The following is a 26526-nucleotide window of genomic DNA, read 5'->3' as shown; positions in this document are numbered from 1 at the left end:
CCACCAACCCCTGCCCAGCAGGACCACACCAAGATCAAGACAGACCTAACGGAGTCCTACTAGCGGCGTCCCTCCCCGTTCGCCGCGCGCCGAAAGGCCTCCGCCTCCCACGTCCCGTCCAGCCGCGGCGCCAGCCAACCCGGTGCCGCCGTACGGAAGTCGGCGGGGGCCAGCGCGCCCGCGCCCATGGGGAGCGCGCCCAGCAGGGGCGCCGCGGCGACGTCCGGCAGGTCGGTCACGTTGCACCGCATCGCCAGGTCCGGGGAGCCGGGCCAGCCGCCGATGACCACCCCCAGCAGCTCCACGCCCCGCGAGCGCAGTTCACGGGCCGTCAGCTCGGTGGTGTTCAGCGTGCCCAGGCCGGCGGAGGCCACCACCAGGACCGGCGCCCGCAGCAGCTCGGCCGCGTCGGCCAGGGTCCCGCCCGCCTCGTCGAAGCGGACCAGCAGTCCGCCCGCCCCCTCGACCAGCACCAGGTCGTGCCGGGCGGCCAGCTCGGCGGCCGCCTCGGCGACCTCACGCGGACGCACCGCTGCCCGGCCCGCCCTGCGGGCCGCCGTCGCCGGTGCCAACGGCTCGGGATAGCGGGCGAGTTCGGCCGTCGTGACCGGACCGGCGAGGCGCGCCACCTCGTCGGCGTCACCGCGTTCCCCCGGACCCACACCGGTCTGCGCGGGCTTGAGCACCGCCACCGTCCGGCCCGCCGCCAGCGCCGACGCCGCGACGGCCGCGGTCGTGACGGTCTTGCCGATCTCCGTGCCCGTCCCCGTGATCACCAGGATCGGCATGCTCATCCCTCCCGCGCCGCCGCGCACACCGCGCGCGCGATCCGTGCCACGTCCGCGTCGTCCGTGACGTACGGCGGCATCGTGTACACCAGGTCCCGGAACGGCCGCAGCCAGACCCCCTCGCGCACGGCGGCCCGCGTGGCCGCCGCCATGTCGACGGCGTGGTCCAGCTGGACCACACCGATCGCGCCGAGGACCCGGACGTCGCGCACGCCCGGCACCTCACGCGCCGGCGCCAGCCCCTCCCGCAGTCCCGTCTCGATCCGCTTGACCTCCGCGAGCCAGTCCTGCCCGAGCAGCAGCTCGATCGAGGCGCAGGCGACGGCCGCCGCCAGCGGATTGCCCATGAAGGTCGGGCCGTGCGCCAGCACCGGTACCGCGCCGCGCGAGATGCCGTCCGCCACCCGCCTGCCGCACAGCGTGGCCGCCATCGTCAGGTATCCGCCGGTCAACGCCTTGCCCACGCACATCACATCCGGCGTCACCGCGGCGTGCTCCGCCGCGAACAGCGCGCCCGTACGCCCGAACCCGGTCGCGATCTCGTCGAACACGAGCAGCACGTCGTGCGCGTCGCACGCCTCGCGCAGCACCCGCAGATACGCGGGGGAGTGGAACCGCATCCCACCCGCACCCTGAACCACCGGCTCCACGATCACCGCGGCCAGCTCGTCCGCGTGCCGCTCGATCGCCGCGCGCAGCCCATCGGCGTACGCCTCCTCGTACTCGACCGGAGGCGCGTCCACGAACACCTGGCGGGGCAGGACCCCGCTCCACAGCTCGTGCATCCCGCCCTCGGGGTCGCACACCGACATCGGCTGCCAGGTGTCGCCGTGGTAGCCGCCGCGCCAGGTCAGCAGCCGCCGCTTGGCCGGGCGGCCGAGCGAACGCCAGTACTGGAGGCACATCTTGACCGCGACCTCCACCGACACCGACCCCGAGTCGGCCAGGAAGACGTGCTCCAGGCCGTCGGGCGCCATGTCGACGAGGTGCTTCGCCAGCCGTACGGCGGGCTCGTGGGTGAGCCCGCCGAACATCACATGGCTCATCCGTGAGAGCTGCTCGTGCGCCGCCCGGTTCAGCACGGGGTGGTTGTAGCCGTGGATCGCCGACCACCAGGACGACATGCCGTCCACCAGCTCGCCCGAGCCGTCGGCGAGCCGCAGCCGGACCCCGCTCGCCGACTCCACGACGAGCGGCTCGACCCGGCCCGGCATCGGACCGTACGGATGCCACACATGCCGCCGGTCGAGGTCCAGCAGCTCGCTCACGGACCGCTCAGGCATTGGGCGCGAGGTCGGTCCCGGCGCCCCGGCGGCGCACGGCCACCAGGTCGGTACGGGGCTCGCCCGTGGGCGCCGGCGCCGCGCCGCACACCCCGCCGCCCTCGCCGCTGTCTGCGGACCCGCAGCCCCCACCGCCGCCGCAGCCGTCGGAGACCCGGTGCTCCGGCAGCGTCACCTGGTCGGCGCCCTCCACCTCGAACCCGGCGTCCGCGATCATCTCCAGGTCGGCCTTGCCCGCCTGGCCCTCACTGGTGAGGTAGTCGCCCAGGAAGATCGAGTTGGCCAGGTGCAGGGCGAGCGGCTGCATCGTCCGCAGATGCACCTCGCGGCCGCCCGCGATGCGCACCTCGACGTCCGGGCAGACGAACCGCACCATCGCCAGGATCCGCAGACACCGCTGCGGGGTGAGGTTCCACTCCTTGGCCAGCGGGGTGCCCTCGAACGGGATGAGGAAGTTGACCGGCACCGAGTCCGGGTCCAGCGCGCGCAGCGAGAAGACCACGTCCACCAGGTCCTCGTCGCTCTCGCCCATGCCCGCGATCAGGCCCGAGCACGCCGACAGGCCCGCCGCGTGCGCCTTGCGCACCGTGTCCACCCGGTCGGCGTACGTGTGCGTGGTCGTGATCTCCCCGTACGTCGACTCCGACGTGTTCAGGTTGTGGTTGTAGGCGTCGGCGCCCGCCTCGCGCAGCCGCTCCGCCTGGCCGTCGGAGAGCAGCCCGAGACAGGCGCACACCTCGACGTCCTCGTTCTGCTCCTTGATGGCCTTGATGGTCTGCGAGACCCGGTCCACGTCCCGGTCCGTCGGACCGCGACCGGACGCCACCAGGCAGACCCGCTTGGCACCGCCGGCCAGCCCGGCGGCCGCCGCCTGCGAGGCCTCGTCCGGCTTCAGCCAGGTGTACTTCAGGATCCCGGCGGTGGAACCGAGCCGCTGGGAGCAGTAGGAGCAGTCCTCCGGGCACAGGCCCGACTTGAGGTTGACGAGGTAGTTGAGCTTCACCCGTCGCCCGAACCAGTGCCGGCGCACCTTCCCGGCCGCGGCCACCACATCGAGCAGGTCGTCGTCGGAGGTGGCCAGCACGGCCAGCGCTTCCTCGCGGGTCGGCAGCTCGCGCCGAAGCCCCTTGTCCACCAGCGTGTTCAGCAGGTCCATGAGAGCCGATCCTGTCCTACCGGACCGCTCCTGGCCAAGGTAGGGATCGCACAACACACCCCCGATGAGGTGTGGGTATTGCCACACCCTGGGTGGCGGGTCGTCCCGCTAGGGTCTGTCCGCTACCTACAAAAGCACCGGAGGACCCATGGCGTTCGGCTGGATCGACGAGCAGGCGGCCTCGCGCCGCCGCGCCGGACTGGTACGGACCCTGCGCCCCCGCCCGGCCGACTCACCGCTCCTCGACCTCGCGAGCAACGACTACCTCGGCCTGGCCCGCCACCCGGAGGTCACCGAGGGCGCGGCCCGGGCCGCCCGGACCTGGGGCGGCGGCGCCACCGGCTCCCGGCTGGTCACCGGCACCACCGAGCTGCACACCGAGCTGGAGCGGGAGCTGGCCGACTTCTGCGGCGTCGAGGCGGCGCTCGTCTTCTCCTCCGGATACGCGGCCAACCTCGCCGCGGTCACCGCGCTGGCCCCGCACGGCTCCCTGATCGTCTCCGACGCCGGCAACCACGCCTCGCTCATCGACGGCTGCCGGCTGGCCCGCGGAACCACCCAGGTCGTCGCCCACGCCGACCCCGACGCCGTGCGCAAGGCGCTCGGCACCCACGACGGCCCGGCCGTCACGGTCTCCGACACGGTCTTCTCCGTCGACGGCGACGCGGCCCCGCTGACCGCCCTCGCCGCGGCGTGCCGCGAGCACGGCGCCGGGCTGGTCGTCGACGACGCCCACGGGCTCGGCGTCCTCGGCGACGGCGGGCGCGGCGCCCCGCACGCGGCGGGTCTCGCGGGCGCCGACGACGTCGTGGTCACGGTCACGCTGTCGAAGTCGCTCGGCAGTCAGGGCGGCGCGGTGCTCGGACCGGCGCGGGTCGTCGACCATCTGGTCAACGCGGCCCGGACGTTCATCTTCGACACCGGTCTCGCCCCGGCGGCGGCGGGTGCGGCCCTGGCGGCCCTCGGCCTGCTGCGCCGGGAGCCGGAGCGCGCGGCACGCGCGCGTGCGGTGGCGGGCGAACTGCACGCGCGTCTGACGGCCGCGGGCCTGGAAGCGGTACGTCCGGACGCCGCGGTCGTCTCCGTGCGGGCACCGTCCCCGGAGGGGGCCGTCCGATGGGCGGCGGACTGCCGGGCGGCAGGCCTGGCCGTGGGCTGCTTCCGTCCTCCTTCCGTGCCCGACGGCGTGTCACGGCTGCGGCTGACCGCCCGCGCGGACCTCTCCGAGGCGGAGATCGATCGTGCGGTGGGAGTGATCAGCGCAACGCGGCCGTGAAGCCCGACCAGCTCTCGGGGGAGAAGAGCAGGGCGGGGCCGGCCGGGTTCTTCGAGTCGCGTACGGCGAGCAGTCCGGCCCAGGGGCCGGTGGCCGGGCGGGCCGTCTCGACGCAGTTGTTGAGGCCGGTGCTGTAGCTGCTGCGCAGCCACCGCAGGGCGTGCGGATCGCGGGGGTCGTGCAGCTCGGTGCTGGAGGGAACGTTGCGAGGCAGTGCGGTCATGGTGCCTCCCTACATGCCGTCACCTGTCGCGGTGATGTATTCGAGTGAATCCTCGGGCGAAAGGGCGAGCGCCCGAAGGGCGTTGAAGGCCTCGGTGTAGGCCCGGAGGTCTTCTTTCCGATCGAGATAGAGGCTACTCGTCAAGTGGTCGAGAACAACCACATCCAGATCAGAAGTGCTCGAAAATGAGAAAATAACGAAAGGTCCGGTGACGCCGACATGCGCACCGGCCGTGAAGGGCAGCACCTGGAGCGTGACTTGCGGCAGCCTCGCCGCCTCCACGAGCCGTTCCCGCTGGCGGGCCATGACCTCGGGGCCGCCGACCTCCCGTCGCAGCACCGCCTCGTCCAGCACGGCGCACAGCCGCAGCGGGGGATCGGCGCGCAGCACCTCCTGCCGGGCCAGCCGTACCGCCACCGCCGCGTCCAGGCGGTCCTCGTCGACGCCCTCCACGGTGGCCCGGGTCACCGCGCGGGCGTACTCGGGCGTCTGGAGCAGCCCCGGCACCACGGTCGTCTCCAGCGTGCGCATCGCGCCGGCCTGCGATTCCAGGCTGATGAAGTCCCGGTAGGCGGGCGGCAGCACCCCGCGGTAGGCGTGCCACCAGTGGTCACGTCCACCGCCGTCACCGTCGGAGCCCGCCAATGCCAGCATGAGATCACGCAGTTGTGGATCCCGCACGCCGTAGGCGTCGAGGAGTAACCGCACATCGGCCGGTTTCGTACCGCTCGTGCCGGTCTCGATGCGGCTCACCTTCGACTGGTGCCAGCCCACGAGCCGGGCCGCCTCGCCGCTGGTGAGCCCCGCGCGGGCACGCAGCGCCCGCAGCTCGGCGCCCAGTTTCCGGCGGCGTACCGCGGGACCGTGCTGCATGCGCGTCTCCTTACTCCTTACGGGCCCTGTGAGTACGGTCTGCCGTAGCAGAGTTCACCGCATCGGGCGACAGATATATGCACATCCTGGTGGATCGCCACCCGTGACGGGCGCCGTGATGGCAGTCTGGCGACGAAGCACCAGTCCGGGACCGTACTCGAACCTTCCGCTCCGTGTCGGACCGCGGTCCCGTGGGAAAGGGACGAGGTCGCCATGGCAGACCATCTGGAAGCATCCGTCACTCTGCCGAGCGACCCCGCCTCGGTGTCCACGGCCCGCGCCTATGTGCTCAGCACCCTCGGGGAATGGGGTCTGCCGGCCGGTACGGAGGTGGCCGACACCATCCGGCTGATCGTCTCCGAACTCGCCACCAACGCCGTACAGCACACCTTCGGGCAGTCACCCACCTTCACGGTGGACCTGGTGCTCGACCGCGACGAACGGTTGCGCATCGGGGTCACCGACAGCCACCCGCGCTTCCCCAAACGCCTGCCGGCCGCCGTCCAGCAGGACAACGGCCGGGGACTGGTGATCATCCGCTGGCTCACCGCGGAGTGCGGCGGGAAGCTCCGCGTACGGCCCACCCGGGAGGGCGGCAAGACGGTCCTCATCGAGCTGCCGTGGGCGGTCCCTGCGGAGCCGGTGCCGACCGCGGGCCAGCAGGAGCCGTGAGGTCGGCCCCGGACGGCAGCGGCCGCGCGTGGAGGCGCTCCACGCACGGCCGAGGACGAGCCCGGGGCGGTGGCGGCGCGTCAACGACGCCGCCACCGCCCCGGAAGGTCACTTGACCCGTCCGTACCAGACGCTCTTGGTCCAGATCTTCTGCAGCCGCACCACGTCCCCGGTCTTCGGCGAGTGCCAGATCTTGCCCTTACCGGCGTAGATCCCCACGTGGTAGACGTTCGACCCCGAGTGGAAGAACACCAGGTCCCCGGCCTTGCGGTTGCCCGCCGAGATGTGGCGGGTCTTGTTGTACTGCTGGGCCGCCGTGCGCGGCAGCGTCTTGCCGGCCTTCTTGTACGCGTACAGCGTGAGCCCGGAGCAGTCGAACCGGTTGGGTCCGGTGGCGCCGTACTTGTAGGGCGAGCCCTTCTTGGCCGCGGCGACCTGGAGTGCCTTCGTCGCCGGCGTGACGGCGGCGGCGTCGGAGGCGACACCCGGCACCACCACCGAGGCGCCCACGGCGGCGATGGCGAACGCCGAGGCCGTGCCGGCCCGGGCCATGAGCGACGGAACGCGATTCAGCGCAGTCATGCGCAACCCTTCGTCAGCCGCCTGTGAAGGATGACCTGTCGGATTCGGGCTGGCGAAGTTGCCCGGCCGCGTTGCCGCGGCTTCACCCCAAGGGCTGCTCGGCCCGGCGCCTCCGTTGCGGAGCCGACGTTCCGGCGACCCGTCTTGCCTGGGTCCTCCACTCCTGCCGATGCACTTCTGTCGACCGGTCATCCGGGCGGCGGCAGGACTCGGCGTCCGCCCGGACCGCCCCGCCGCTTGTGGCGGGGGCTTGTCGTCAGACAGGGATCTTGGCTCACGGATGTCCGAAAATCCCAATGGAATCGGGGATTTGTGGGGTTACTCACCACTCACCCGTTCGGGTGGACACCCTGATGCTCGATCAGTTGTCAAGGACGCATAAGGCCTCCGACCAGCGGTGGAAGCCTTGATTCCGCCCTCCGGCCGGGGTGCTCGCGCAACTCGGGAGGGCCGGAAAGAGCAGCCGAGGATACGCCGAAGGGAGGTCCGTCGTTCGGTCCGTTTGAACCCCGGTCCGGACTTCGCGCCCCGAGGCGCCGACCGCCCGGACCGGATGTGCGCTTCGTCAACTGTCGGGGAGCGGCGGCACCGTGACGCGCGCCGTGCGGCGCTCTCCGTCCAGGACGCGCAGCGCCCGCGCGAGTGTCGGCGCGTGGAGTTCGCTCTCCCCCCGCTGATGCATCACGGTCAGCGCGTCGCGCAGCGCGGTCGCCTTGCCGACCAGCGCCTGGGCGGCGCGCAGTCCGCGATAGGTGTCTCCGTGGTGGGCCGGGTTGATCCGGCCCAGCAGGTCGACCACGTCCAGGTAACGGTCGATCAACTCCGCCTCGGCTCGGGTGAGCGCGGGCAGCGGCGGCAGCTCGGGAGGCAGCATCGGCGGCTCACCTCGCGCCCGACAGGCCACCGGGGACCCTGCGGCTCGGGATCACCCGGTCGACCAGCCCGTACTCCACGGCCTGCCGCGCGTCGAGGAACAGGTCCCGCTCCAGGTCGGCGTGCACCTGCTCCAGGGGGCGCCCGGTGTGCCGTACGAGCATCTCCTCCAGGCGGGTGCGGGTGCGGGCCAGCTCCTCGGCCTGGACCACGAGGTCGCTGGTCTGACCGCGTACCGGCTCCGGCAGCGCCGGCTGACGGAGCACCACACGGGCGCCCGGCAGCATGTACCGCTTGCCCGGGGTGCCCGCCGCGAGCAGGACGGCGGCGGGCGAGCCGGCCCGGCCCAGGCAGATCGTCTCCACGTCGCAGGTGACGTACCGCAGCGTGTCGTAGACGGCCGACATCGCGCTGAACGAGCCACCCGGGGAGTTGACGTACAGCGCGATGTCCCGGTCGGGGTCCCGGTGCTCCAGGTACATCACCTGGGCCATCACGTCGTTGGCCGCGGTGTCGTCGATGGGCGTCCCGAGGAAGACGATCCGCTCCTCCAGGAGCTTGGAGTACGGATCCAGCGTCCGCTGCCCCGAGGCGGTGCGTTCGGTGAACTCGGGCAGGACGTGGCGGGCGTGGGCGGACGGTCGGGTCATCGGGAACCCCCTCCTTCGGCGTCTGTAAAAAATGTACAGGATGTACGTGACGTTAGAATGGGGTCATGGCCTACGAGATTCCGGTGACGCAAGCCAGGGCTGAGCTCGCCGACCTGATCAACCGCGTGGTGTACGGCGGTGAGCGCGTCGTCGTGACACGGCACGGCAAGCCCCTCGTCGCCCTGGTCTCCGCCGCCGACCTGGAACGGCTCGACGCGCTCGACGCGCCGGCCGAGGAGCCCGTGATCCGCTCGGTCGCGGCCGTCCGGGAGGCCGGGGGTGCCACCACCCCGCGCGAGCAGCACCGGTTCGGCATCACGGCGGAACACCGGGGACCGAACCCATCCTGAGCGAGGGGCCGGTCCCCGGGGGCGTCAGTCGGCGAGCGCGGGCTCGCGCCGCGCGGCCGGCCGACGGATCCTGCCGCGTTCCCTGAGCGCGTCGCCCAGCAGGACCGCGCCGAGGCCCAGCGCCGCCCACCACACGAGGGTGAGCAGCGGGCCGGTCGCCGCGGCCCCGTCGAAGAACGCCACCGAACGCAGCAGGGTCGCGCCGGCGCCGGGCGGCAGCCACTGGCCGATCGCCCCGGCCGGCTCGGGCAGCAGCTGTGGGGCCGAGGCCGCCCCGGAGAACGGGTTGCCGAGGAACATCACCACGAAGGCCGTCAGGCCGATGCCCGGCGTGCCGAGCAGCGCGGCCGCCCCGGCCACCGCCGCGCTCACCGCCAGCGCCGACAGTCCGAGCGTCGCCGCCTCCGCCCACCAGTCGCCGGTGAGCGCTCCGAGCCAGCTGTGCGCGAGCGCCGCGGCGACCATGCCCACCACGGCCGCGGCGCCGACCAGCGCCCCGGCGGCACGCACCCCGCGCAGCCCCAGCAGCGTCACGGCCGCACCCGCCGCGATCCCGGCCAGCGCCAGCGGCAGCACACTCGCGGTCAGCGCCGCGCCCCGCGGATCGCCCTTCGGGGCCGGGACGACGTCCACCGTCCTCACCTCGGTCCCCTCGGCGGCGGCCTGCCGCGCCACCGCCTGCTGCAACGCCTGCGCCACGACCGGGCTCGCGGCCGAGGCGGTCAGCAGCTGCGGTCCCCGCGGCGTCACGACCACGGCGCCGTACACCGTCCGGTCCTCGATGGCGGCGCGGGCGGCGGCCTCGTCTGCGTAGCGGTGGATCTCGAAGGCGCCGTCCTGGCGGGCCAGCCGCTGCTCCACCTGGGCGGTCGCGGCGGCCGGGCCGGCCACGCCCAAGGGCAGGTCGCGGGGCGCGGTACGCGCGGCGGGCCAGGCGAAGGCCCACAGGGCGAGCGCCGCGAGCAGCGGCACGAGCAGGACGACGGCCGCGGTCGCGCGCACGGCGCGCGCCCGGGTCGGGGCGGCTGAAGGGGTGGACATGGGGTCTCCCGGGGTCACTGGAAGAGAGTCGATCACTAAAAAGAAGGATCGTTCGTTTTTTTGTGCCCTCACCGTGCGCCGCGTTCGGTCCGCTTGTCAAGAAGGAACGTTCGTTTTACGTTTGGGGGCATGGCACGCGTATCCCAGGCCCACCTCGACGCCCGCCGACGGCAGATCCTCGACGCCGCCGCGCTCTGCTTCGCCCGCAACGGCTTCCACGCCACCTCGATGCAGGACGTGCTGAAGGAGGCCGACCTCTCCGCCGGGGCGGTCTACCGCTACTTCAGCGGCAAGGAGGAGCTGATCGCCGCGATCGTCTCCGAGGTGCTGGGCGAGGTGCGCTCCGCCTTCGAGACGGCGGCCGGACAGAGCCGGCCCGCCTCGCCGGACCAGCTGGTGGCCTCCGTCCTCGGCCGCGTCCTGTCCGCGAGGGAGTCCCTCACGGTCGACGGTATGCCCGCCTTCCCGCGCCTGGTCGTCCAGGTGTGGTCGGAGATCCCGCGCAACGAGGAACTGGCGGCCGTCCTGAGCGAGGGCTACCGCACGGTGCGCGCCGCCTGGGGCCGCCTGGTGAAGTCCTATCAGGAAGCCGGCCGGATGCGCGCCGACGTCGAGCCGGACCACGTGGCCCGTACGATGATCGCCGCGGTGCTCGGCTTCATCGCCCAGCAGTCCCTGTTCGGACCCGCGCCGGTGGACGTCCTGCGGGACGGCCTGCGCGCGTTGATGAGCATGTCGGACGACGAGCCGGACGCCGGCTGATCACAGCATGGTTAACGTGCTGGAAACGCATCACAACTAGCCTGCCCCTCCATGCCACCAGGGACTTTGCCCCGTGGCCGCGGCAACCGGACCCCGCACGGTCCGGAGCGAGGATGTGAGGTGGGACGTGCAACTGACCCCGCACGAGCAGGAGAGGCTGCTGATCCACGTGGCGGCCGACGTCGCCGAGAAGCGCCGGGCCCGCGGGCTCAGGCTCAACCACCCCGAGGCCGTCGCGCTCATCACCTCGCACATCCTGGAGGGCGCGCGGGACGGCCGTACCGTGGCCGAGCTGATGGCCTCCGGGCGCAAGCTGCTCACCCGGGACGACGTGATGGACGGCGTGCCCGAGATGATCCATGACGTCCAGGTCGAGGCGACCTTCCCGGACGGCACCAAGCTCGTCACCGTCCACGACCCGATCGTCTGAGAGGGGCCTCGATGATTCCCGGAGAGATCCTCTTCGCCTCGGACCCGATCGTCTACAACGAGGGCCGCGAGGTCACCCGGCTCACCGTCCTCAACGCCGCCGACCGGCCCGTCCAGGTCGGCTCCCACTACCACTTCGCCGAGGCCAACCCCGGTCTGGAGTTCGACCGCGCCGCGGCGCGCGGCAAGCGGCTGAACGTCGCCGCCGGTACCGCCGTGCGCTTCGAGCCCGGGATCCCCGTCGACGTCGAACTCGTCCCCCTCGCCGGCGCCCGTGTGGTGCCCGGGCTGCGCGGGGAGACCGGAGGTGCCCTCGATGCCTGAGATCTCGCGTGCCGCGTACGCCGACCTGTTCGGCCCGACCACCGGCGACCGCATCCGGCTCGCCGACACCGATCTGCTGATCGAGATCGAGGAGGACCGCTCCGGCGGGCCCGGGCTCGCCGGTGACGAGGCCGTCTTCGGTGGCGGCAAGGTCATCCGCGAGTCCATGGGCCAGGCACGCGCCACGCGCGCGGAGGGCACCCCGGACACGATCATCACCGGCGCGGTGATCGTCGACCACTGGGGGATCGTCAAGGCCGACGTCGGCATCCGCGACGGGCGGATCACCGGCATCGGCAAGGCGGGCAACCCCGACACCATGGACGGCGTGCACCCGGAGCTGGTCATCGGGCCGGAGACCGAGGTCATCGCCGGCAACGGGCGGATCCTGACGGCCGGCGCGGTCGACGCGCACGTCCACTTCATCTGCCCGCAGATCGCCGACGAGGCGCTGTCGTCGGGCGTGACCACGCTCGTCGGCGGCGGCACCGGACCGGCCGAGGGCTCGAAGGCGACGACGGTGACGCCCGGCCCGTGGCATCTGGCGCGCATGCTGGAGGCGATGGAGCACTACCCGCTCAACATCGGCTTCCTCGGCAAGGGCAACACCGTCTCGCACGAGGCGATGCTGTCGCAGATCCGGGGCGGCGCGGTGGGGCTGAAGCTGCACGAGGACTGGGGGTCGACCCCGGCCGTCATCGACGCCTCGCTGACCGTCGCCGACCGGACCGGCATCCAGGTCGCCATCCACACGGACACCCTCAACGAGGCCGGTTTCGTCGGGGACACGCTCGCCGCGATCGCCGGGCGCGGCATCCACGCCTACCACACCGAGGGCGCGGGCGGCGGACACGCGCCGGACATCATGACCGTCGTCTCCGAACCGCACGTCCTGCCCAGCTCGACGAACCCGACGCGGCCCTTCACGGTGAACACCGCCGAGGAACACCTCGACATGCTGATGGTGTGTCACCACCTCAACCCGGCGGTGCCGGAGGACCTCGCCTTCGCGGAGTCCCGGATCCGGCCCTCGACGATCGGGGCCGAGGACATCCTGCACGACCTGGGCGCCATCTCGATCATCTCCTCCGACGCGCAGGCCATGGGCCGGATCGGTGAGGTGATCCTGCGCACCTGGCAGACCGCGCACGTGATGAAGCGGCGCCGGGGCGCGCTGCCCGGTGACGGACGCGCGGACAACCACCGGGTACGGCGCTATGTCGCCAAGTACACGATCAACCCGGCCCTGGCGCAGGGCCTCGCGCGGGAGATCGGGTCCGTCGAGAGCGGCAAGCTCGCCGACCTGGTGCTGTGGGAGCCGGCGTTCTTCGGCGTCAAGCCGCACCTCGTCCTCAAGGGCGGGCAGATCGCGTACGCGCAGATGGGCGACGCCAACGCCTCCATCCCGACGCCGCAGCCGATCCTGCCGCGGCCGATGTACGGGGCGATCGGGCGGGCGCCCGCCTCGAACTCCGTCAACTTCGTGGCGCCGCTCGCCCTCGAGGACGGACTGCCGGAGCGGCTGCAACTGGGCAAGCGCTTCGTCGCCATCGACTCCACGCGGGGCGTGACCAAGGCGGACATGCGGGAGAACGACGCCCGGCCACGCGTCCAGGTCGACCCCGACAGCTTCGCCGTGCACATCGACGGGGAGCTGGTGGAGGCCACTCCCGCCGCTGAACTGCCCATGGCTCAGCGTTACTTCCTGTTCTGATGTCCCGGGCAGCGCTACTCGTCCTGGCCGACGGCCGCTTCCCAGCCGGAGGGCACGCGCACTCCGGCGGCGCGGAGCAGGCCGTCAAGGCCGGGCGGATCACCGAAGCGGCGAGCCTTGCGGACTTCTGCCGGGGCCGGCTGCACACGGCGGGCCTGGTGGCGGCGGCGCTGGCCGCGGCCGCCGCGGCCGGGGCCGATCCCGCGGAGCTCGACGCGGCGGCGGACGCCCGCACGCCGTCCCCGGCCCTGCGGGCGGCCGCGCGCAGACTCGGACGGCAGTTGACACGGGCGGCCCGGGCCACCTGGCCGAGCGGTGAACTCGACGCCGTGGCACGGGGGTTCCCCAAGGGGGCGCACCAGCCGGTGGTGCTGGGGCTCGCGGCCCGGGCGGCCGGGCTCGGGCCCGAGGACGCGGCCTACTGCGCGGCGTACGAGAGTGTCAGCGGACCGGCGACGGCGGTGGTGCGGTTGCTGAGCCTGGACCCGTTCGAGGCGACGGGTGTGCTGGCGCGGCTGGCGCCGGAGATGGACCGGGTGGTCGATCGCGCGGTGGCGGCGGGGCGGGAGGTGCCGGCCGCCGGTGTCGACGCGCTGCCGTCCGCCTCCGCGCCGCTGCTGGAGATCGGGGGGGAGGTGCACGCGGGGTGGGCCATGCGGCTGTTCGCCTCGTAGCTCCCAAGCCGCCCCAGGCCCACCGCTTCGGCCCGAACGGGCCGCGTCCCCCGTCGGACGGACCGAATCCATCCAGCCCCGCCAGCAAGGAGCCGTACATGCACCTCGACCACTCCCACCCCACCACGCCGGCCGTCGGCGCCGACGCCCACCGCCCCGACGGCTCCCGCCGCGCCCTGAGGATCGGGCTCGGCGGGCCCGTCGGGTCCGGGAAGACCGCCACCGTCGCCGCGCTGTGCCGGGCCCTGCGCGAGGAGTTGTCGCTGGCCGTCGTCACCAACGACATCTACACCCGCGAGGACGCCGAGTTCCTGCTGCGGGAGGCCGTACTGCCGCCCGAGCGGATCGCGGCGGTCGAGACGGGCGCCTGTCCGCACACGGCGATCCGGGACGACATCTCCGCCAACCTGGAGGCCGTGGAGGACCTGGAGGACGAGGTCGGGCCTCTCGATCTCATCCTCGTCGAGTCCGGCGGGGACAACCTCACCGCCACCTTCTCCAAGGGGCTGGTGGACGCGCAGATCTTCGTCATCGACGTCGCCGGCGGGGACGACATCCCGCGCAAGGGCGGGCCCGGCGTCACCACCGCCGACCTGCTCGTCGTCAACAAGACCGACCTCGCGCCGTACGTCGGCTCCGACCTCGCCCGGATGGCCGCCGACGCCAAGGCGCAGCGCGCCGAACTCCCGGTCGTCTTCCAGTCGTTGCGCGGCGAGACCGGCGTGCGGGACGTCGCCGCGTGGGTGCGGGCGCGGCTCGCCGCCTGGACGGCGTGACATGGGCGGTGTGCACGCCACCGCGCGGATCCTGGCCCGCGCGGACGGACGCGGGGGGACCGCGCTGCCCGTCCTGGAGAGCGACGGGCCGCTCGCGCTGCGGCGCACCCGGGCCCGCGGCGCCGAGGCGCACGTCATGCTCGTCGGCGCGATGAGCGGGCCGCTCGGCGGCGACCGCTTCGCCGTCGAGGCGGACGTCGAGCCCGGCGCCCGGCTGCGGGTGGGCTCCGCCGCCGCCACCATCGCCCTGCCCGGGCAGACCAAGGACGAGGCCCGCTACGACGTACGCGTCGACGTCGCGGGTGACGGTGAACTGCACTGGCTGCCCGAGCCGTTGATCTCGGCGAAGGGCAGCGACCTGCACGTCACCACCCGCGTGAGCCTCGCCGCCGGCGCCCGGCTCGTGCTGCGCGAGGAGCAGGTGCTCGGACGGGCGGGGGAGGAGCCCGGCCGGCTCACCAGCCGCCTCGTCGTGCGCGTCGACGGCCGTACGGTGCTCGACCAGGAACTCGCCTGCGGCCCTGGCGCCCCCGGCGGCTGGGACGGCCCCGCCGTCCTCGCCGGCCATCGCGCCGTGGGCCAACTGATCGTCGTACGCCCCGAGTTCGCCGCCCGGCCGGTGACCGCTCGGGTCCTCGGCGACACGGCCACGCTGGTGCCGCTCGCCGGCCCCGCCGCCCTGGTGACCGCCGTCGCGGCGGACGGGCTGCGGCTGCGGCGGGTGCTGGACGAGGCTCTCGTGTCGCTGATCTGATCCGGTGAGCGGGACGTTCCTCTCCGGTTATCGGATTGGCAAAGAAGGTCAGGGACACCTGTTCTCAGGGACCTCACAGCCGCAAGGATCCCCGTACATGTCATAACTGAGTACGGGGAGGGCCCCACTTGAGGGACATACGACCGAACAGGCGGACGGCGGCGATCGGTTCGGCCGGCGCGCTCGTCGCCGCGACCCTGATGGCCGGCGCGGTCACCGCGCCCACGGCGAGCGCGACCAGCAGCCGTGCGGGGCAGGACCGGGAGACCCGGGGCGCCGCCATCGCCGCCGAGCGCGCCGCCGAGGCCGGCATCGACTGGCAGGACTGTCCGGCGGACTGGGGCCTGGAGAAGCCGATCCAGTGCGGCTGGGTCACCGTGCCGCTCGACTACGCGAACCCCGACGGCAAGCAGATCAAGCTCGCCGTCGACCGCATCGGCAACACCGGGACCAGGCAGGAGCGCCAGGGCGCCCTCGTCTACAACCCCGGCGGCCCCGGCGGCTCCGGACTGCGCTTCCCGCGCCGTGTGACCACCAAGGCCCCCGTGTGGGCCAACGTCGCCAAGGCCTACGACTTCGTGGGCTTCGACCCGCGCGGTGTCGGCAAGTCGGCGCCCATCTCGTGCGTCGACCCGCAGGCGTTCGTCAAGGCGCCCAAGGCCGACCCGGTGCCGGACTCCGAGGCGCACAAGCTCGCCCAGCGCACCCTCGCCCGCAAGTACGCCGAGGGCTGCCTGGAGCGCAGCGGCGAGATGCTGCCGCACATGACCACGCCGAACACCGTGCGCGACCTGGACGTCATCCGCGCCGCCCTCGGCGAGAAGAAGCTGAACTTCCTCGGCGTCTCCTACGGCACCTACATCGCCGCCGTGTACGGCACCCTCTACCCGGGGCACGTGCGCCGCATGATCGCCGACAGCGTCGTCAACCCCTCGCGGGAGAAGATCTGGTACCAGGCCAACCTGGACCAGGACGTCGCCTTCGAGGTCCGCTGGCGGGACTGGCAGGACTGGGTCGCCGCCAACGACGCCACCTTCCACCTCGGCACCACCCGCGCCGCCGTCCAGGCCAAGTGGCTCCAGCTGCGCGCCACCGCCAAGAAGAGCCCCCTCGGCGGGGTCGTCGGCCCGGCCGAGCTGATCTCCTTCTTCCAGAGCGCCCCGTACTACGACTCCGCGTGGGTGTCCGTCGCCACCGTCTTCAGCAAGTACGTCGCCGGTGACACCCAGGCTCTGATCGACGCGGCCGCCCCCGACCTCACGGACACCGCCGGCAACGCCACCGCCGAGAACGGCAACGCCGTCTACACGGCCGTCGAGTGCGCCGACGCCAAGTGGCCCACCAACTGGAAGAAGTGGGACCGCGACAACACCCGGCTGCACAAGAACCACCCGTTCATGACCTGGGCCAACGCCTGGATGAACCTGCCGTGCGCCACCTGGCCGGTCAAGCAGCAGACGCCCGTCGACGTCAAGACCCACAAGGGTCTGCCGCCGGTGCTGATCGTGCAGTCCGAGCGGGACGCCGCCACCCCGTACCAGGGCGCCGTCGAACTGCACCGGCGCTTCGCGGGCTCCCGTCTGATCACCGAGAAGAACGCCGGCTCCCACGGCGTCACCAGCCTGGTCAACTCCTGTGTCAACACCCGGGTGGACGCCTACCTCCTCACCGGCAAGCTGGACACCAAGGACGTGACCTGCGCCCCGCACGCCACGCCCAAGCCCTGACCGCCGACCGGCACGAGTGAGGGGCGGCCGGTCGCACCGGCCGCCCCTCCGCCATCTCAGGGATTTTTCAACTCAGCGGCATGCGCGGGAACTTGCGCGCCTTCTCCGACTCCTTCGCCGCGGTCTCCTCCGCCTTGACCACGGCCGCGTACTGGTCGACGTACTCCTGACCCGACAGCGTCAGGATCGCGTACATGATCTCGTCGGTGATCGCGCGCAACACCGCCTTCTCGTTCTCCATGCCGGCGTAGCGGGAGAAGTCCAGCGGCTCCCCGAAACGGATCGTCACCGGGTGGACGCGGGGGATGACCTTCCCCGGCGGCTGCGCCTCGAAGGTGCCGATCATCGCGCACGGCACCACCGGCACCCCGGCCTTCAGCGCCATCACGGCGACCCCGACCTTGCCCTTGTAGAGCCGGCCGTCGTGCGAGCGGGTGCCCTCCGGGTAGATGCCGAGCAGTTCGTCCTTGGAGAGGACGCCGAGGCCCTCGCGGATCGCGGCCTGGCCGGCCTCCTTGCCGGAGCGGTCGACCGGGATCTGGCCCGCGCTGCGGAAGAAGGCGGCGGTGAGCCGCCCCTTGATGCCGGGGCCCGTGAAGTACTCGGCCTTGGCGAGGAAGGTGATGCGCCGCTTGAGGATCGCGGGCATCAGGAAGTGGTCGGAGAACGACAGGTGGTTGCCCGCGACGATCGCCGCTCCCGACGCCGGCACGTGGTCGAGCCCCTCTATTCGGGGCCGGAACACCAGCCTCAGCAGCGGGCCCAACACCACGTATTTCAGGAGGTAGTAGAACAAGGGGTCGCTCCTCGGTCCGGCCATTCAACGGCGCCGCGGTGTTCCAGCAGGTCAACCGACATGGTGTGGGCTGTCAGTGTAGGCGGGGTCGGGTGCGGCCGGAACCCGGGAGGCTGACGCTGCGTCACCGTACGCACGCCGTCTCCCTCACAGCCGCACGATGACGAGCGCCGTGTCGTCGGTCGCGCCGCCGGGCGGCAGCAGCTCCAGCAGGACGGCGTCGGCGAGCGTCTCGGGGTCCGCCTCCCGGTGCCGGGCGAGGGCGTCGGCCAGCCGGACCAGCCCGGTGTCGATGTCCTCGTGGCGCCGTTCCACCAGGCCGTCGGTGTACAGGGCGAGGGTGGCGCCGGAGTCGAAGGTGGTGCCCGCCTGCGGCCGGGGTACCGGGTCGGGCCGGGCGTCCAGCGGGGGATCGGTGGCCTGGTCCAGGCACTCCACGTGCCCGTCGGCGTGCAGCAGCATCGGCGGGGGATGACCGGCGCTGCTGTAGGTGATGGTGTGGTCGTCGAAGTCGATGAACGTGGTGACCGCGGTCGCCGACTCCGCGCCGTCCACGACGTGCGCGTACCGGCCCAGCACGTCCAGCGCCTGGGCGGGCCCCTCCGCGACCCGGGAGGCGGCGCTGAGCGCGCTGCGCAGCTGGCCCATCACCCCGGCGGCCTCCAGACCGTGCCCGACGACGTCGCCGACCGACACCCCGATCCGGTTTCCGCCGACCAGGTCGACCAGGTCGTACCAGTCCCCGCAGACGTTCAGCGCGCCGACCGCGGGCCGGTAGCGCACCGCCGCGCTGTGGTGGCGCACCTGCCGCCGGGCGGGCAGCATCGCCTCCTGGAGGGCGAGGGCCACCTCGCGTTCGCGGGCGTGGGCCAGGCGCAGCCGCTCGTTGAGCTCCTGGAGCTCCCGGGCGCGCGTGTACAGCTCGGCCTCCAGCACCCGGGTCCGGCTTCCGGCCCGGGCCCCGGTGCGGCCGCCGCGGGCCCGGATCAGCTCGGTGACCTCCTCGATGCGGTGGACGACCAGCACCACCGAGCCGTCGGCGCCGCGCACCGGAGCGTTGACCGGGCTCCAGTAGCGCTCCTCCCACTCGTCGGGCTGCCCGGGCGACTGGACGTCGTAGCGCTGGAGGGCCATGGTGTCGCGCTCGCCGGTGGTCAGGACCCGCTGCAACGACGCCTCCAGGTTGCGCATACCGCTGGCCCCCGGGTCGTGGGGGTTGTCGGGGAAGACCTCGAACAGCTTGCGGCCGAGGACCTGCTCGCGCGTGCGGCCGGCCACCCGCAGGAACTCCTCGTTGGCGTCGGCGAAGCGCAGGTCGGGGGTGAGCAGGGCCACCATGCCCGGCAGGGCCTGGAACACCGCCGCGTAGTCGATCACCGAATCGTTCATGGACCACGCCCCATCTGCCGCGTTTGTCGCATTTTCTCATGAGGGGCGCGGTGGGGAGCCGGTCGTCGGCCCCCGTTCACTCTCCGAGGTCGGTGAGCGACTGCTCGGCCCAGATGATCTTCCCGTCGGGGACGAACCGGGTGCCCCACCGCCGGGTGACCTGGGAGACCAGCAGCAGCCCGCGCCCGCCCTCGTCGGTGGTGCGCGGATGGCGCAGATGGGGCGCGGTGGAGCCGCCGTCGTGGACCTCGCAGACCAGGGTGCGTTCGCGGATCAGCCGCAGCCGGATCGGGCCGTCGGCGTACCGGATGGCGTTGGTGACCAGCTCGCTGACCACCAGCTCGGTGGTGAACGACAGCTCCGCGAGGCCCCACTCCGCCAGCCGACGGCTCGCGGCCTTGCGGGCCTCGGCGACCGCGGCCGGGTCGGCGGGCAGCTCCCACTGCGCGACCCGGTCCGCGGACAGCCGGCGGGTGCGGGCCATCAGCAGGGCCACGTCGTCGTGCGGCCGGTCCGGGACGAGAGCGTCGACGACGGTGCGGCAGCGCAGGTCGAGCGAGGACGCCTGCCCCTGGAGGGCCCGCCGCAGCCGGTCGCGGTCGGTGTCCAGCGCCCACTGCTCGCCCCGGGCGAGCAGTCCGTCGGTGTGCAGCGCGAGGGTGCTGCCTTCTGGCAGCAGCAGCTCCGCCGACTCGAACGGCGGCCCGCCCGCCCCCAGGGCCGGACCCTGCGGCAGTTCGACGAACGTCACGGATCCGTCGGGCAGGACGACGGCCGGCGCCGGGTGCCCGGCCACGGCCATCGCGCACCGCCCGTCGACCGGGTCGTAGACCACGTACACGCACCCCGATCCCACGGCCTGGGTGCCGTCCATCCCGGGGCCCGGCTCGCAGCCCTCCTCGCGCGCCGGGCGGGCGACCAGGTCGTCGAGATGGGCGAGGACCTCCTCCGGCCGCAGGTCCAGCGCGGCGAGGGTGCGCACGGCGGTGCGCACGCGCCCCATCGCCGCGGCGGCGTCGATGCCGTGCCCGGGCACCTCGCCCACGACGAGGGCCACCCGGGCCCCCGACAGCGGGATCAGGTCGTACCAGTCGCCGCCCAGGCCCGTCAGTTCGTCGGCCGGCCGGTAGCAGGCGGCGACCTCGACCGCGTCCTGCTCGGGCAGCCGCTGGGGGAGCAGATTGCGCTGGAGCACCAGCGCCGCGTCGCGCTCGCGGGTGTAGCGGCGGGCGTTGTCCACGCAGACGGCCGCCCGGGAGACGAGGTCCTCGGCCAGGGCGACGTCGTCCGCGTCGAACGGCTCCTTCCCTCGGCGGCGCAGGAACGTGGTGACACCCAGGGTCGTGCCCCGCGCCCGGACCGGCACGACCAGCACACTCGGCGCCCCGGATCCCTGCGCGCCGACGGCCGGCAGGACCGGGCTCCAGCCGGCCTCCTCCGGCGGACCGAGCCGCTCCGTCCGCCAGGGACGCCCGCTGGCCAGACAGCGGACCGGCGGCGAGTCGGCCCGGTAGACGACCACGGCACCGGCACCGTGGGCCGCACCGGTGCCGTCGGCCGCACCGGTGCCGTCGGCCGAACCGGCGCCGTCGGTCGATCCGGTGCCGTCGGCCGACCCGGTCCCCTCGACCGCCCTGGCCCTTTCGGCGGCATCGGCGGCATCGACCGCCCCGGCCCCCTCGGCCGCATCGGCCCCCTCGGTCGACGACCGCTGACCGGCCCGGCGCAGGGTCACCGTCCCGTCCGGTGCCTCCACCTGCCCCGCCGCGGGCTCCGCGCCCCGCAGCACCGCCGCCAGCAGGTCCACGGCGACGGCGTCCGCGAACTCCGGCACCGCCACGTCGGCGAGTTCCTGCGCGGTGCGTGCGATGTCCAGGCTGCGGCCGATGCGCCGGCCGGCCCGGTCCAGCAGGCCGAGGCGCTGACGGGCCCGGTGGCGGTCGGTGATGTCGACGACCGTGTAGTAGACGCCCATCGGATGACCGTGGTCGTCGTCGAGCCGGGTGAACGACAGCATGTGCGCCGTCTCCCGGTGCGGCGCCGCCCGGACCCGTCCGACGTGCTCGTAGCCGACGACCGTCTCACCGCTCTCCAGGACCTGCCGCATCACGGCTTCGATCGCCTCGGCGTCCAGGCCCGGCTGGACGTCCGCCAGGCGCAGGCCCAGCCGGCTCTCGGGCGGCCCGCCGCCGAACCGGGCGAGCGCGTCGTTCGACCACACGAAACGCAGCTCGGTGTCCACGACCGCTATGCCGATCGGTGAGTCGCCCACCATCTGCTCGAGCGTCGAGCGGCTCATGCTCCAGCCGGGGGCATCGCCCATCGCGTTCAGCAGCACCACCAGCCAGCGGGCCGGGCCGCCGGACTCGTCGGCCGAGGTGATCCGCGCCATCACCGGGACCGGGTGCCCGTCCCCGCGCACGGCCGACAGCAGGCCCGACCATCCGCCCTCCCGACGGCACCGGCCCAGCACGTCCGGCAGCCGCACCGCGTCCCCGTGGGTCAGCAGCCCGGCCAGGTCCCTCCCGACGGCCTCCGCGGCCCCGTACCCGAGCAGCCGCTCGGCGTCGCGGGTCCAGCTCGTGACCACGCCCCGCGCGTCGAGCAGCAGCGGCGCGGCGTCCGCCACGTCGAACCGCCGACGGGCGCCGTCGTCCTGGTCCTGTGTGCCCACGGTCGACCTCTCTGTCGCTGAGAGTGGTCTACCACCTCTTCCGTCCATCTTCACCCTGCCCGTACCGCGACAAGGGGGCCACACCGGGACCGAACACCGGGGCTCACGCCCCCAGTACGCGCTCCACCGCCCCCAGCGCCGACTCCAGTTCCTCCCGCGTGATCGTCAGCGGCGGGGCCAGCCGGATCGTCGAGCCATGGGTGTCCTTGACCAGGACGCCCTCGCCCATCAGGCGTTCGCTGACCTCGCGGCCCGTGCCGAGGGACGGGTCCACGTCGACGCCCGCCCACAGACCGCGGGCGCGGAAGCCGACGACGCCCTTGCCGACCAGGCCGGTCAGCCCGTCCCGCAGGACGGTGCCCAGCTCGGCGGCCCGGCGCTGGAACTCACCCGTCTCCAGCAGGTCCACCACGGCCGTGCCGACCGCCGCCGCGAGCGGGTTGCCGCCGAAGGTGGAGCCGTGCTCGCCGGGGTGCAGCACGCCCAGCACCTCGCGCCGGGCCACCACCGCCGACACCGGCACGATCCCGCCGCCCAGCGCCTTGCCCAGCAGCAGCACATCGGGCAGCACCCCTTCGTGCTCCACGGCGAGCGTGCGGCCCGTTCGTCCGAGGCCCGACTGGATCTCGTCCGCGACGAACAGGCATCCCCGGCGGGCGGTCAGCTCCCGGACACCCGCCAGATAGCCGTCGTCGGGGATGAGCACCCCGGCCTCGCCCTGGATCGGCTCGATCAGCACCGCCGCCGTCGTCTCGTCGACCGCCGCCTCCAGCGCGGCCAGGTCGTTGTACGGCACGATCCGGAAGCCGGGCGTGAAGGGGCCGAAGCCCTGCCGTGCCGTCTCGTCCGTCGAGAAGCTCACGATCGTCGTGGTACGGCCGTGGAAGTTGTCCGCCGCGACCACGATCGTCGCCCGGTCCGCCGGGACGCCCTTCACGTCGTACGCCCACTTGCGGGCCACCTTGATGCCGCTCTCCACCGCCTCCGCGCCCGTGTTCATCGGCAGCACCATGTCCAGCCCGGTCAGCCCCGCGAGCCGCTCGGCGAACTCGGCGAGGCGGTCGTTGTGGAAGGCGCGGGAGGTGAGGGTCAGCCGGTCGAGCTGGCGGTGCGCCGCCTCGATCAGCGCCGGGTGGCGGTGACCGAAGTTCAGGGCCGAGTAGCCGGCCAGCATGTCGAGGTAGCGGCGGCCCTCGACGTCCTCCACCCAGGCGCCCTCGGCGCGCGCTACGACCACGGGCAGCGGGTGGTAGTTGTGCGCGAGGACGGGCTCCTCGGCCCGGATCAGGTCGGCGGAGGTACGCGTGCGGGCGGGAGCTGTCATCAGCGGATCTCCTGGGTGCAGCACTTGATGCCGCCGCCGGCCTTCTGGAACTCCGAGAGGTCGACGGGGACGGGGACATAGCCGCGCTCGGCGAGACGCGCGGCGAGGGCCTCGGCCCTGGGGGCGATGAAGACATGACGGCCGTCGGAGACGGAGTTCAGGCCGAACGTCAGCGCGTCGTCGCGGGTGGCGAGCACCGCCTGCGGGTACAGCCGGGCGAGCACCTCACGGCTGCCCGGCGAGAAGGCCTGCGGGTAGTACGCGATGTTGTCGTGGTCCAGGACGAACAGCGCCGTGTCCAGGTGGTAGAAGTGCGGATCCACCAGGGTCAGGCTGATCACCGGATGGCCGAAGTACTCCTGCGCCTCCCGGTGCGCCTCCGGGGTCGTCCGGAACCCGGTGCCGGCCAGCATGAACCGGCCGGTCCACACCAGGTCGCCCTCGCCCTCGCAGACGGACTCCGGCCGGTACACGTCATATCCGGCCGTCTTGAACCATGTGTCGTAGTGCGTGGACTCCGGGCGCCGTTCGGGCGCGCGGAAGAGGGAGCCGAAGACGCGGCCGTCCACGACGACCGCGGAGTTCGCCGCGAAGACCATGTCGGGCAGGCCGGGAGCGGGCTCCACGGTGTCCACGGTGTGACCGTGGGCGCGGTAGGCGCTGATCAGCGCGCGCCACTGCTCCTGCGCCAGGTCGACGTCGACGGGGGTGTCGGGACGCATCCAGGGATTGATCGCGTACCGCACGGCGAAATGTCTGGGTTCACACACCAGGAAGCGCCGAGGGCGCGCCACACGAGGGACGGACACAGAGGGGTTCCTCCGCTTTTCCTGCGAGGCCGACTTCTCCTGAGATGTCGACCGGGGGTTGACACCACGGTAGAAAGCGACAGGGACGCCCGACAAGGAACCATCGCTGCGTGTCCGCGCAGCATCGCTGCGTGATGAACCGGCTCAGCGCACGTCTGCTGCGTCGCTCGGTTCCTCGGGGGCCGCATGGGTGGCGCCCGCCTCCGGGCTCTCCGGCAACAGGTGCGACAGCACCATCACGCTGATCGTCTTCCGGATGAACGGCTCGACGCGGATCCGCTCCAGCACCTCCTCGAAGTGCTGCACGTCCCGCGCCCGTACGTGCAGCAACGCGTCCGCCCCGCCTGTCACCGTCATCGCCGCCGTGATCTCCGGATGGTTGCGCACCACCTCCGCGAGCCGCCGCGGCGGCGCCGCCCCCTCGCAGTACACCTCCACGTACGCCTCGGTCCGCCAGCCCAGCGCCGACGGCTTCACCGTGGCCGTGAACCCGGTGATCACCCCGCTGTCCCGCAGCCGGTCCACCCGCCGCTTCACCGCCGTCGCCGACAGCCCGATCGCCGAGCCGATCTCGGCGAAGCTCGTCCTGGCGTTCGCCATCAGCGCGGTGAGGATCTTCCGGTCGAGTTCGTCGAACGGCGGCGGCGTGCTGTGCATGGCGGCACTGTATCCAGCGGATACGTCCACCCCCCGGCACGTGTCCCGCCGTGCGATTCGCCCCTACACTCCACGTTCATGCTGCGCGCCCTCGCCGTCGACGACGAACGCCCCTCGCTGGAGGAGCTGCTGTACCTGCTCACCGCGGACCCCCGGATCGGGACCGTGGAGGGAGCCGGTGACGCGACCGAGGCGCTGCGCCGGATCAACCGCGCCCTGGAGTCCGGCCCCGACGGCCCCGAGGCCATCGACGTCGTCTTCCTCGACATCCAGATGCCCGGCCTGGACGGCCTGGACCTGGCCCGGCTGCTCCCCGGCTTCGCCCGCCCGCCGCTGGTCGTGTTCGTCACCGCCCATGAGGACTTCGCCGTCCAGGCCTTCGACCTCAAGGCCGTCGACTACGTCCTCAAACCCGTCCGCAAGGAACGCCTCGCCGAGGCCGTGCGCCGCGCCGCCGAGCTGCGCGGCACCGCTCCGCGCATCCCCGTGCACGAACCCGACCCCGACCACATACCCGTCGAGCTCGGCGGAGTGACCCGGTTCGTCGCCGTCGACGACATCACCCACGTCGAGGCCCAGGGCGACTACGCCCGCCTGCACACCGACCGCGGCAGCCACCTCGTACGGATACCGCTGTCCACCCTGGAGGAACGCTGGCGCGCCCGCGGCTTCGTCCGCATCCACCGCCGCCACCTCGTCGCCCTGCGCCACATCGGCGAGCTCCGCCTGGACGCCGGCACGGTGAGCGTCCTGGTCGGCGGCGAGGAACTCCAGGTGAGCCGGCGCCACGCCCGTGAGCTGCGGGACCTGCTGATGAGGAGGCCGTGACGGTGCCGCACCAGGACCCCGCCGAGCGCCGTGTCACCGTCACCGGCCCGCCCCGTCGCGCCCGGCTCCGCTCACGCGGACGGTACCCGCACGCCTCCGGCTACCACCGCCCCCGCGTCGAGATCGATGAGCAGACCACCCTCGGCCACACCTACGTCCGCTCCCTCATGCGCACCCAGCTGCGCGCCGCGCTCACCGTCTTCGCCGTCCTGGCCCTCCTCATCGGCCCCCTGCCCCTGCTGTTCGCGGCCATGCCCGACGCCCGCCGCCTGGAATGGGCGGTCCTCGGCTTCGGCCTCTACGTCCCGCTGGTCCTGCTCGCCCGCTGGTACGTGCGCCGCGCCGAACGCAACGAACGCGACCTGGTGCGGCTGGTCGAGGACCGATGAACTCCACCTTCGCCGTCCCCGCCGTCGCCCTGGTCGTCGTCGCCACCGTCCTCGTCGGCGCCTTCGGCCTGCGCATCTCCCGCACCACCTCGGACTTCTACGTCGCCTCCCGGACCGTCGGCCCCCGCCTCAACGCGGCCGCCATCAGCGGCGAGTACCTCTCCGCGGCGTCCTTCCTCGGCATCGCGGGCCTGGTCCTGGTGCAGGGCCCGGACATGCTCTGGTACCCGGTCGGCTACACCGCCGGCTACCTGGTGCTGCTCCTTTTCGTCGCCGCCCCGCTGCGCCGCTCCGGCGCCTACACCCTCCCCGACTTCGCCGAGGCCCGCCTCGCCTCCCAGGCGGTACGACGGCTCGCGGGCGCCTTCGTCGTCGGCGTCGGCTGGCTCTATCTGCTGCCGCAGCTCCAGGGCGCGGGGCTGACGCTCACCGTCCTCACCGGGGCGCCCGACACCCTCGGCGGGATGATCGTCGCCGTCGTCGTCACCGTGACCGTCGCCGCGGGCGGCATGCGCAGCATCACCTTCGTGCAGGCCTTCCAGTACTGGCTGAAGCTCACCGCCCTCCTCGTCCCCGCCCTCTTCCTGGTCCTCGCCTGGCAGGGCGACGGAGCCCCCCGGCACGCCTTCGAGGAACCGCCCGCCTTCCGCGAGCAGCGTTCCGTGCGCGTGGACGCCACCCTCGACCTGAAGCTGGAGACACCCCTGACCGTGACGGTCAGCGGCACCGTCGA

At 72.9% G+C, this 26526-nt stretch carries 28 protein-coding genes, 1 pseudogene and 1 riboswitch; of the genes and pseudogenes, 14 read left to right on the top strand and 15 right to left on the bottom strand.

Annotation, left to right across the window (positions count from 1 at the left end):
- Positions 1–59: 59 nt before the first annotated feature.
- The 3 genes from bioD to bioB are packed head-to-tail and all read right to left on the bottom strand — an operon-like array spanning position 60 to position 3227.
- Positions 60–788: a dethiobiotin synthase gene (gene bioD, locus ALMP_RS09950; protein ID WP_264925963.1), complete on the bottom strand. Its 729-nt coding sequence runs from the start codon at positions 786–788 to the stop codon at positions 60–62.
- A gap of 2 nt (positions 789–790) precedes the next feature.
- On the bottom strand, positions 791–2071 hold the full coding sequence (locus tag ALMP_RS09945) for an adenosylmethionine--8-amino-7-oxononanoate transaminase (RefSeq protein WP_264925947.1): 1281 nt from the start codon (positions 2069–2071) through the stop codon (positions 791–793).
- Complete coding sequence (bioB, locus tag ALMP_RS09940; protein ID WP_264925945.1) at positions 2064–3227, bottom strand: biotin synthase BioB; 1164 nt, start codon at positions 3225–3227, stop codon at positions 2064–2066. Before bioB ends, ALMP_RS09945 begins: the two co-directional genes overlap by 8 nt.
- A 148-nt stretch (positions 3228–3375) precedes the next feature.
- Here bioB and ALMP_RS09935 point away from each other — a divergent pair, with 148 nt between their 5' ends.
- Positions 3376–4503 (top strand): 8-amino-7-oxononanoate synthase, encoded by a 1128-nt coding sequence (locus ALMP_RS09935; protein ID WP_264925942.1) that lies wholly within the window; start codon positions 3376–3378, stop codon positions 4501–4503.
- Here ALMP_RS09935 and ALMP_RS09930 read toward each other — a convergent pair.
- Positions 4484–4726, bottom strand: coding sequence for a DUF397 domain-containing protein (locus ALMP_RS09930; protein ID WP_264925940.1), 243 nt, complete (start codon positions 4724–4726; stop codon positions 4484–4486). The two genes, ALMP_RS09935 and ALMP_RS09930, sit on opposite strands and share 20 nt — an antisense overlap.
- Positions 4727–4735: 9 nt before the next feature.
- Entirely contained in the window at positions 4736–5599 is an 864-nt protein-coding gene (locus tag ALMP_RS09925; RefSeq protein ID WP_264925938.1) for a helix-turn-helix transcriptional regulator, read from the bottom strand.
- Positions 5600–5812: 213 nt separating this feature from the next.
- On the opposite strand from ALMP_RS09925, the gene ALMP_RS09920 reads away from it, so the two are divergent.
- Positions 5813–6271 (top strand): ATP-binding protein, encoded by a 459-nt coding sequence (locus tag ALMP_RS09920; protein WP_264925936.1) that lies wholly within the window; start codon positions 5813–5815, stop codon positions 6269–6271.
- 108 nt (positions 6272–6379) lie between these two features.
- On the opposite strand, the gene ALMP_RS09915 is transcribed toward ALMP_RS09920, so the two are convergent.
- The 3 genes from ALMP_RS09915 to ALMP_RS09905 all read right to left on the bottom strand — a co-directional run bounded on the left by ALMP_RS09915 (position 6380) and on the right by ALMP_RS09905 (position 8376).
- A complete protein-coding gene (locus tag ALMP_RS09915) occupies positions 6380–6853 on the bottom strand; it encodes a C40 family peptidase (protein ID WP_264925934.1) in 474 nt (157 codons plus the stop codon).
- Positions 6854–6856: 3 nt separating this feature from the next.
- Positions 6857–7000: riboswitch (cyclic di-AMP (ydaO/yuaA leader) on the bottom strand.
- Between the two features lie 418 nt (positions 7001–7418).
- Positions 7419–7727, bottom strand: coding sequence for a hypothetical protein (locus ALMP_RS09910; protein WP_264925931.1), 309 nt, complete (start codon positions 7725–7727; stop codon positions 7419–7421).
- Between the two features lie 7 nt (positions 7728–7734).
- Positions 7735–8376: an ATP-dependent Clp protease proteolytic subunit gene (locus tag ALMP_RS09905; protein ID WP_264925929.1), complete on the bottom strand. Its 642-nt coding sequence runs from the start codon at positions 8374–8376 to the stop codon at positions 7735–7737.
- 65 nt (positions 8377–8441) lie between these two features.
- Here ALMP_RS09905 and ALMP_RS09900 point away from each other — a divergent pair, with 65 nt between their 5' ends.
- The gene (locus ALMP_RS09900) at positions 8442–8726 is read left to right on the top strand and encodes a type II toxin-antitoxin system Phd/YefM family antitoxin (RefSeq protein WP_264925927.1); all 285 of its coding nucleotides are present in this window, start codon (positions 8442–8444) and stop codon (positions 8724–8726) included.
- Between the two features lie 24 nt (positions 8727–8750).
- On the opposite strand, the gene ALMP_RS09895 is transcribed toward ALMP_RS09900, so the two are convergent.
- Positions 8751–9767 (bottom strand): ABC transporter permease, encoded by a 1017-nt coding sequence (locus tag ALMP_RS09895; protein ID WP_264925925.1) that lies wholly within the window; start codon positions 9765–9767, stop codon positions 8751–8753.
- A 129-nt stretch (positions 9768–9896) separates the two neighbouring features.
- On the opposite strand from ALMP_RS09895, the gene ALMP_RS09890 reads away from it, so the two are divergent.
- The 8 genes from ALMP_RS09890 (at position 9897) to ALMP_RS09855 (ending at position 16927) form a co-directional block, all read left to right on the top strand.
- Positions 9897–10529: a TetR/AcrR family transcriptional regulator gene (locus ALMP_RS09890; protein WP_264925923.1), complete on the top strand. Its 633-nt coding sequence runs from the start codon at positions 9897–9899 to the stop codon at positions 10527–10529.
- Between the two features lie 127 nt (positions 10530–10656).
- Positions 10657–10959 (top strand): urease subunit gamma, encoded by a 303-nt coding sequence (locus ALMP_RS09885; RefSeq protein WP_264925921.1) that lies wholly within the window; start codon positions 10657–10659, stop codon positions 10957–10959.
- An 11-nt stretch (positions 10960–10970) separates the two neighbouring features.
- Positions 10971–11282, top strand: a complete 312-nt coding sequence (locus tag ALMP_RS09880) for an urease subunit beta (RefSeq protein WP_264925919.1) — start codon at positions 10971–10973, stop codon at positions 11280–11282.
- Complete coding sequence (locus ALMP_RS09875) at positions 11275–12996, top strand: urease subunit alpha (RefSeq protein WP_264925918.1); 1722 nt, start codon at positions 11275–11277, stop codon at positions 12994–12996. Before ALMP_RS09880 ends, ALMP_RS09875 begins: the two co-directional genes overlap by 8 nt.
- On the top strand, positions 12996–13670 hold the full coding sequence (locus tag ALMP_RS09870; RefSeq protein WP_264925917.1) for an urease accessory protein UreF: 675 nt from the start codon (positions 12996–12998) through the stop codon (positions 13668–13670). The genes ALMP_RS09875 and ALMP_RS09870 overlap by 1 nt, the downstream gene beginning before the upstream one ends.
- A 98-nt stretch (positions 13671–13768) precedes the next feature.
- Positions 13769–14446, top strand: a complete 678-nt coding sequence (gene ureG, locus ALMP_RS09865) for an urease accessory protein UreG (RefSeq protein ID WP_264925916.1) — start codon at positions 13769–13771, stop codon at positions 14444–14446.
- Between the two features lies 1 nt (position 14447).
- Entirely contained in the window at positions 14448–15200 is a 753-nt protein-coding gene (locus ALMP_RS09860; RefSeq protein ID WP_264925915.1) for an urease accessory protein UreD, read from the top strand.
- 128 nt (positions 15201–15328) lie between these two features.
- On the top strand, positions 15329–16927 hold the full coding sequence (locus ALMP_RS09855; protein ID WP_264925914.1) for an alpha/beta hydrolase: 1599 nt from the start codon (positions 15329–15331) through the stop codon (positions 16925–16927).
- A gap of 67 nt (positions 16928–16994) precedes the next feature.
- On the opposite strand, the gene ALMP_RS09850 is transcribed toward ALMP_RS09855, so the two are convergent.
- From ALMP_RS09850 to ALMP_RS09825, 6 genes are all read right to left on the bottom strand, one after another.
- On the bottom strand, positions 16995–17723 hold the full coding sequence (locus tag ALMP_RS09850; protein ID WP_264925913.1) for a 1-acyl-sn-glycerol-3-phosphate acyltransferase: 729 nt from the start codon (positions 17721–17723) through the stop codon (positions 16995–16997).
- Between the two features lie 147 nt (positions 17724–17870).
- A complete protein-coding gene (locus ALMP_RS09845) occupies positions 17871–19112 on the bottom strand; it encodes a PP2C family protein-serine/threonine phosphatase (RefSeq protein ID WP_264925911.1) in 1242 nt (413 codons plus the stop codon).
- A gap of 76 nt (positions 19113–19188) precedes the next feature.
- A complete protein-coding gene (locus ALMP_RS09840) occupies positions 19189–21786 on the bottom strand; it encodes a SpoIIE family protein phosphatase (protein WP_264925909.1) in 2598 nt (865 codons plus the stop codon).
- A gap of 103 nt (positions 21787–21889) precedes the next feature.
- A complete protein-coding gene (gene rocD / locus ALMP_RS09835; RefSeq protein WP_264925907.1) occupies positions 21890–23110 on the bottom strand; it encodes an ornithine--oxo-acid transaminase in 1221 nt (406 codons plus the stop codon).
- Entirely contained in the window at positions 23110–23904 is a 795-nt protein-coding gene (gene ddaH / locus ALMP_RS09830; protein ID WP_375803464.1) for a dimethylargininase, read from the bottom strand. The genes rocD and ddaH overlap by 1 nt, the downstream gene beginning before the upstream one ends.
- Before the next feature lie 159 nt (positions 23905–24063).
- Positions 24064–24576, bottom strand: a complete 513-nt coding sequence (locus tag ALMP_RS09825; protein WP_264925903.1) for an Lrp/AsnC family transcriptional regulator — start codon at positions 24574–24576, stop codon at positions 24064–24066.
- Positions 24577–24654: 78 nt separating this feature from the next.
- On the opposite strand from ALMP_RS09825, the gene ALMP_RS09820 reads away from it, so the two are divergent.
- The 3 genes and pseudogenes from ALMP_RS09820 to ALMP_RS09810 form a co-directional block, all read left to right on the top strand.
- Positions 24655–25404 (top strand): LytTR family DNA-binding domain-containing protein, encoded by a 750-nt coding sequence (locus ALMP_RS09820; protein ID WP_264925902.1) that lies wholly within the window; start codon positions 24655–24657, stop codon positions 25402–25404.
- Positions 25401–25793, top strand: coding sequence for a hypothetical protein (locus tag ALMP_RS09815; protein ID WP_375803463.1), 393 nt, complete (start codon positions 25401–25403; stop codon positions 25791–25793). The genes ALMP_RS09820 and ALMP_RS09815 overlap by 4 nt, the downstream gene beginning before the upstream one ends.
- Positions 25790–26526, top strand: a pseudogene (locus ALMP_RS09810) (cation acetate symporter); the annotation flags it as partial. The gene ALMP_RS09815 and the pseudogene ALMP_RS09810, both read left to right, overlap by 4 nt.

It is taken from the genome of Streptomyces sp. A012304 (assembly GCF_026008495.1).
In the GTDB taxonomy this organism is placed as follows: domain Bacteria; phylum Actinomycetota; class Actinomycetes; order Streptomycetales; family Streptomycetaceae; genus Streptomyces.
This window is presented reverse-complemented; position numbering and strand designations above follow the sequence as displayed.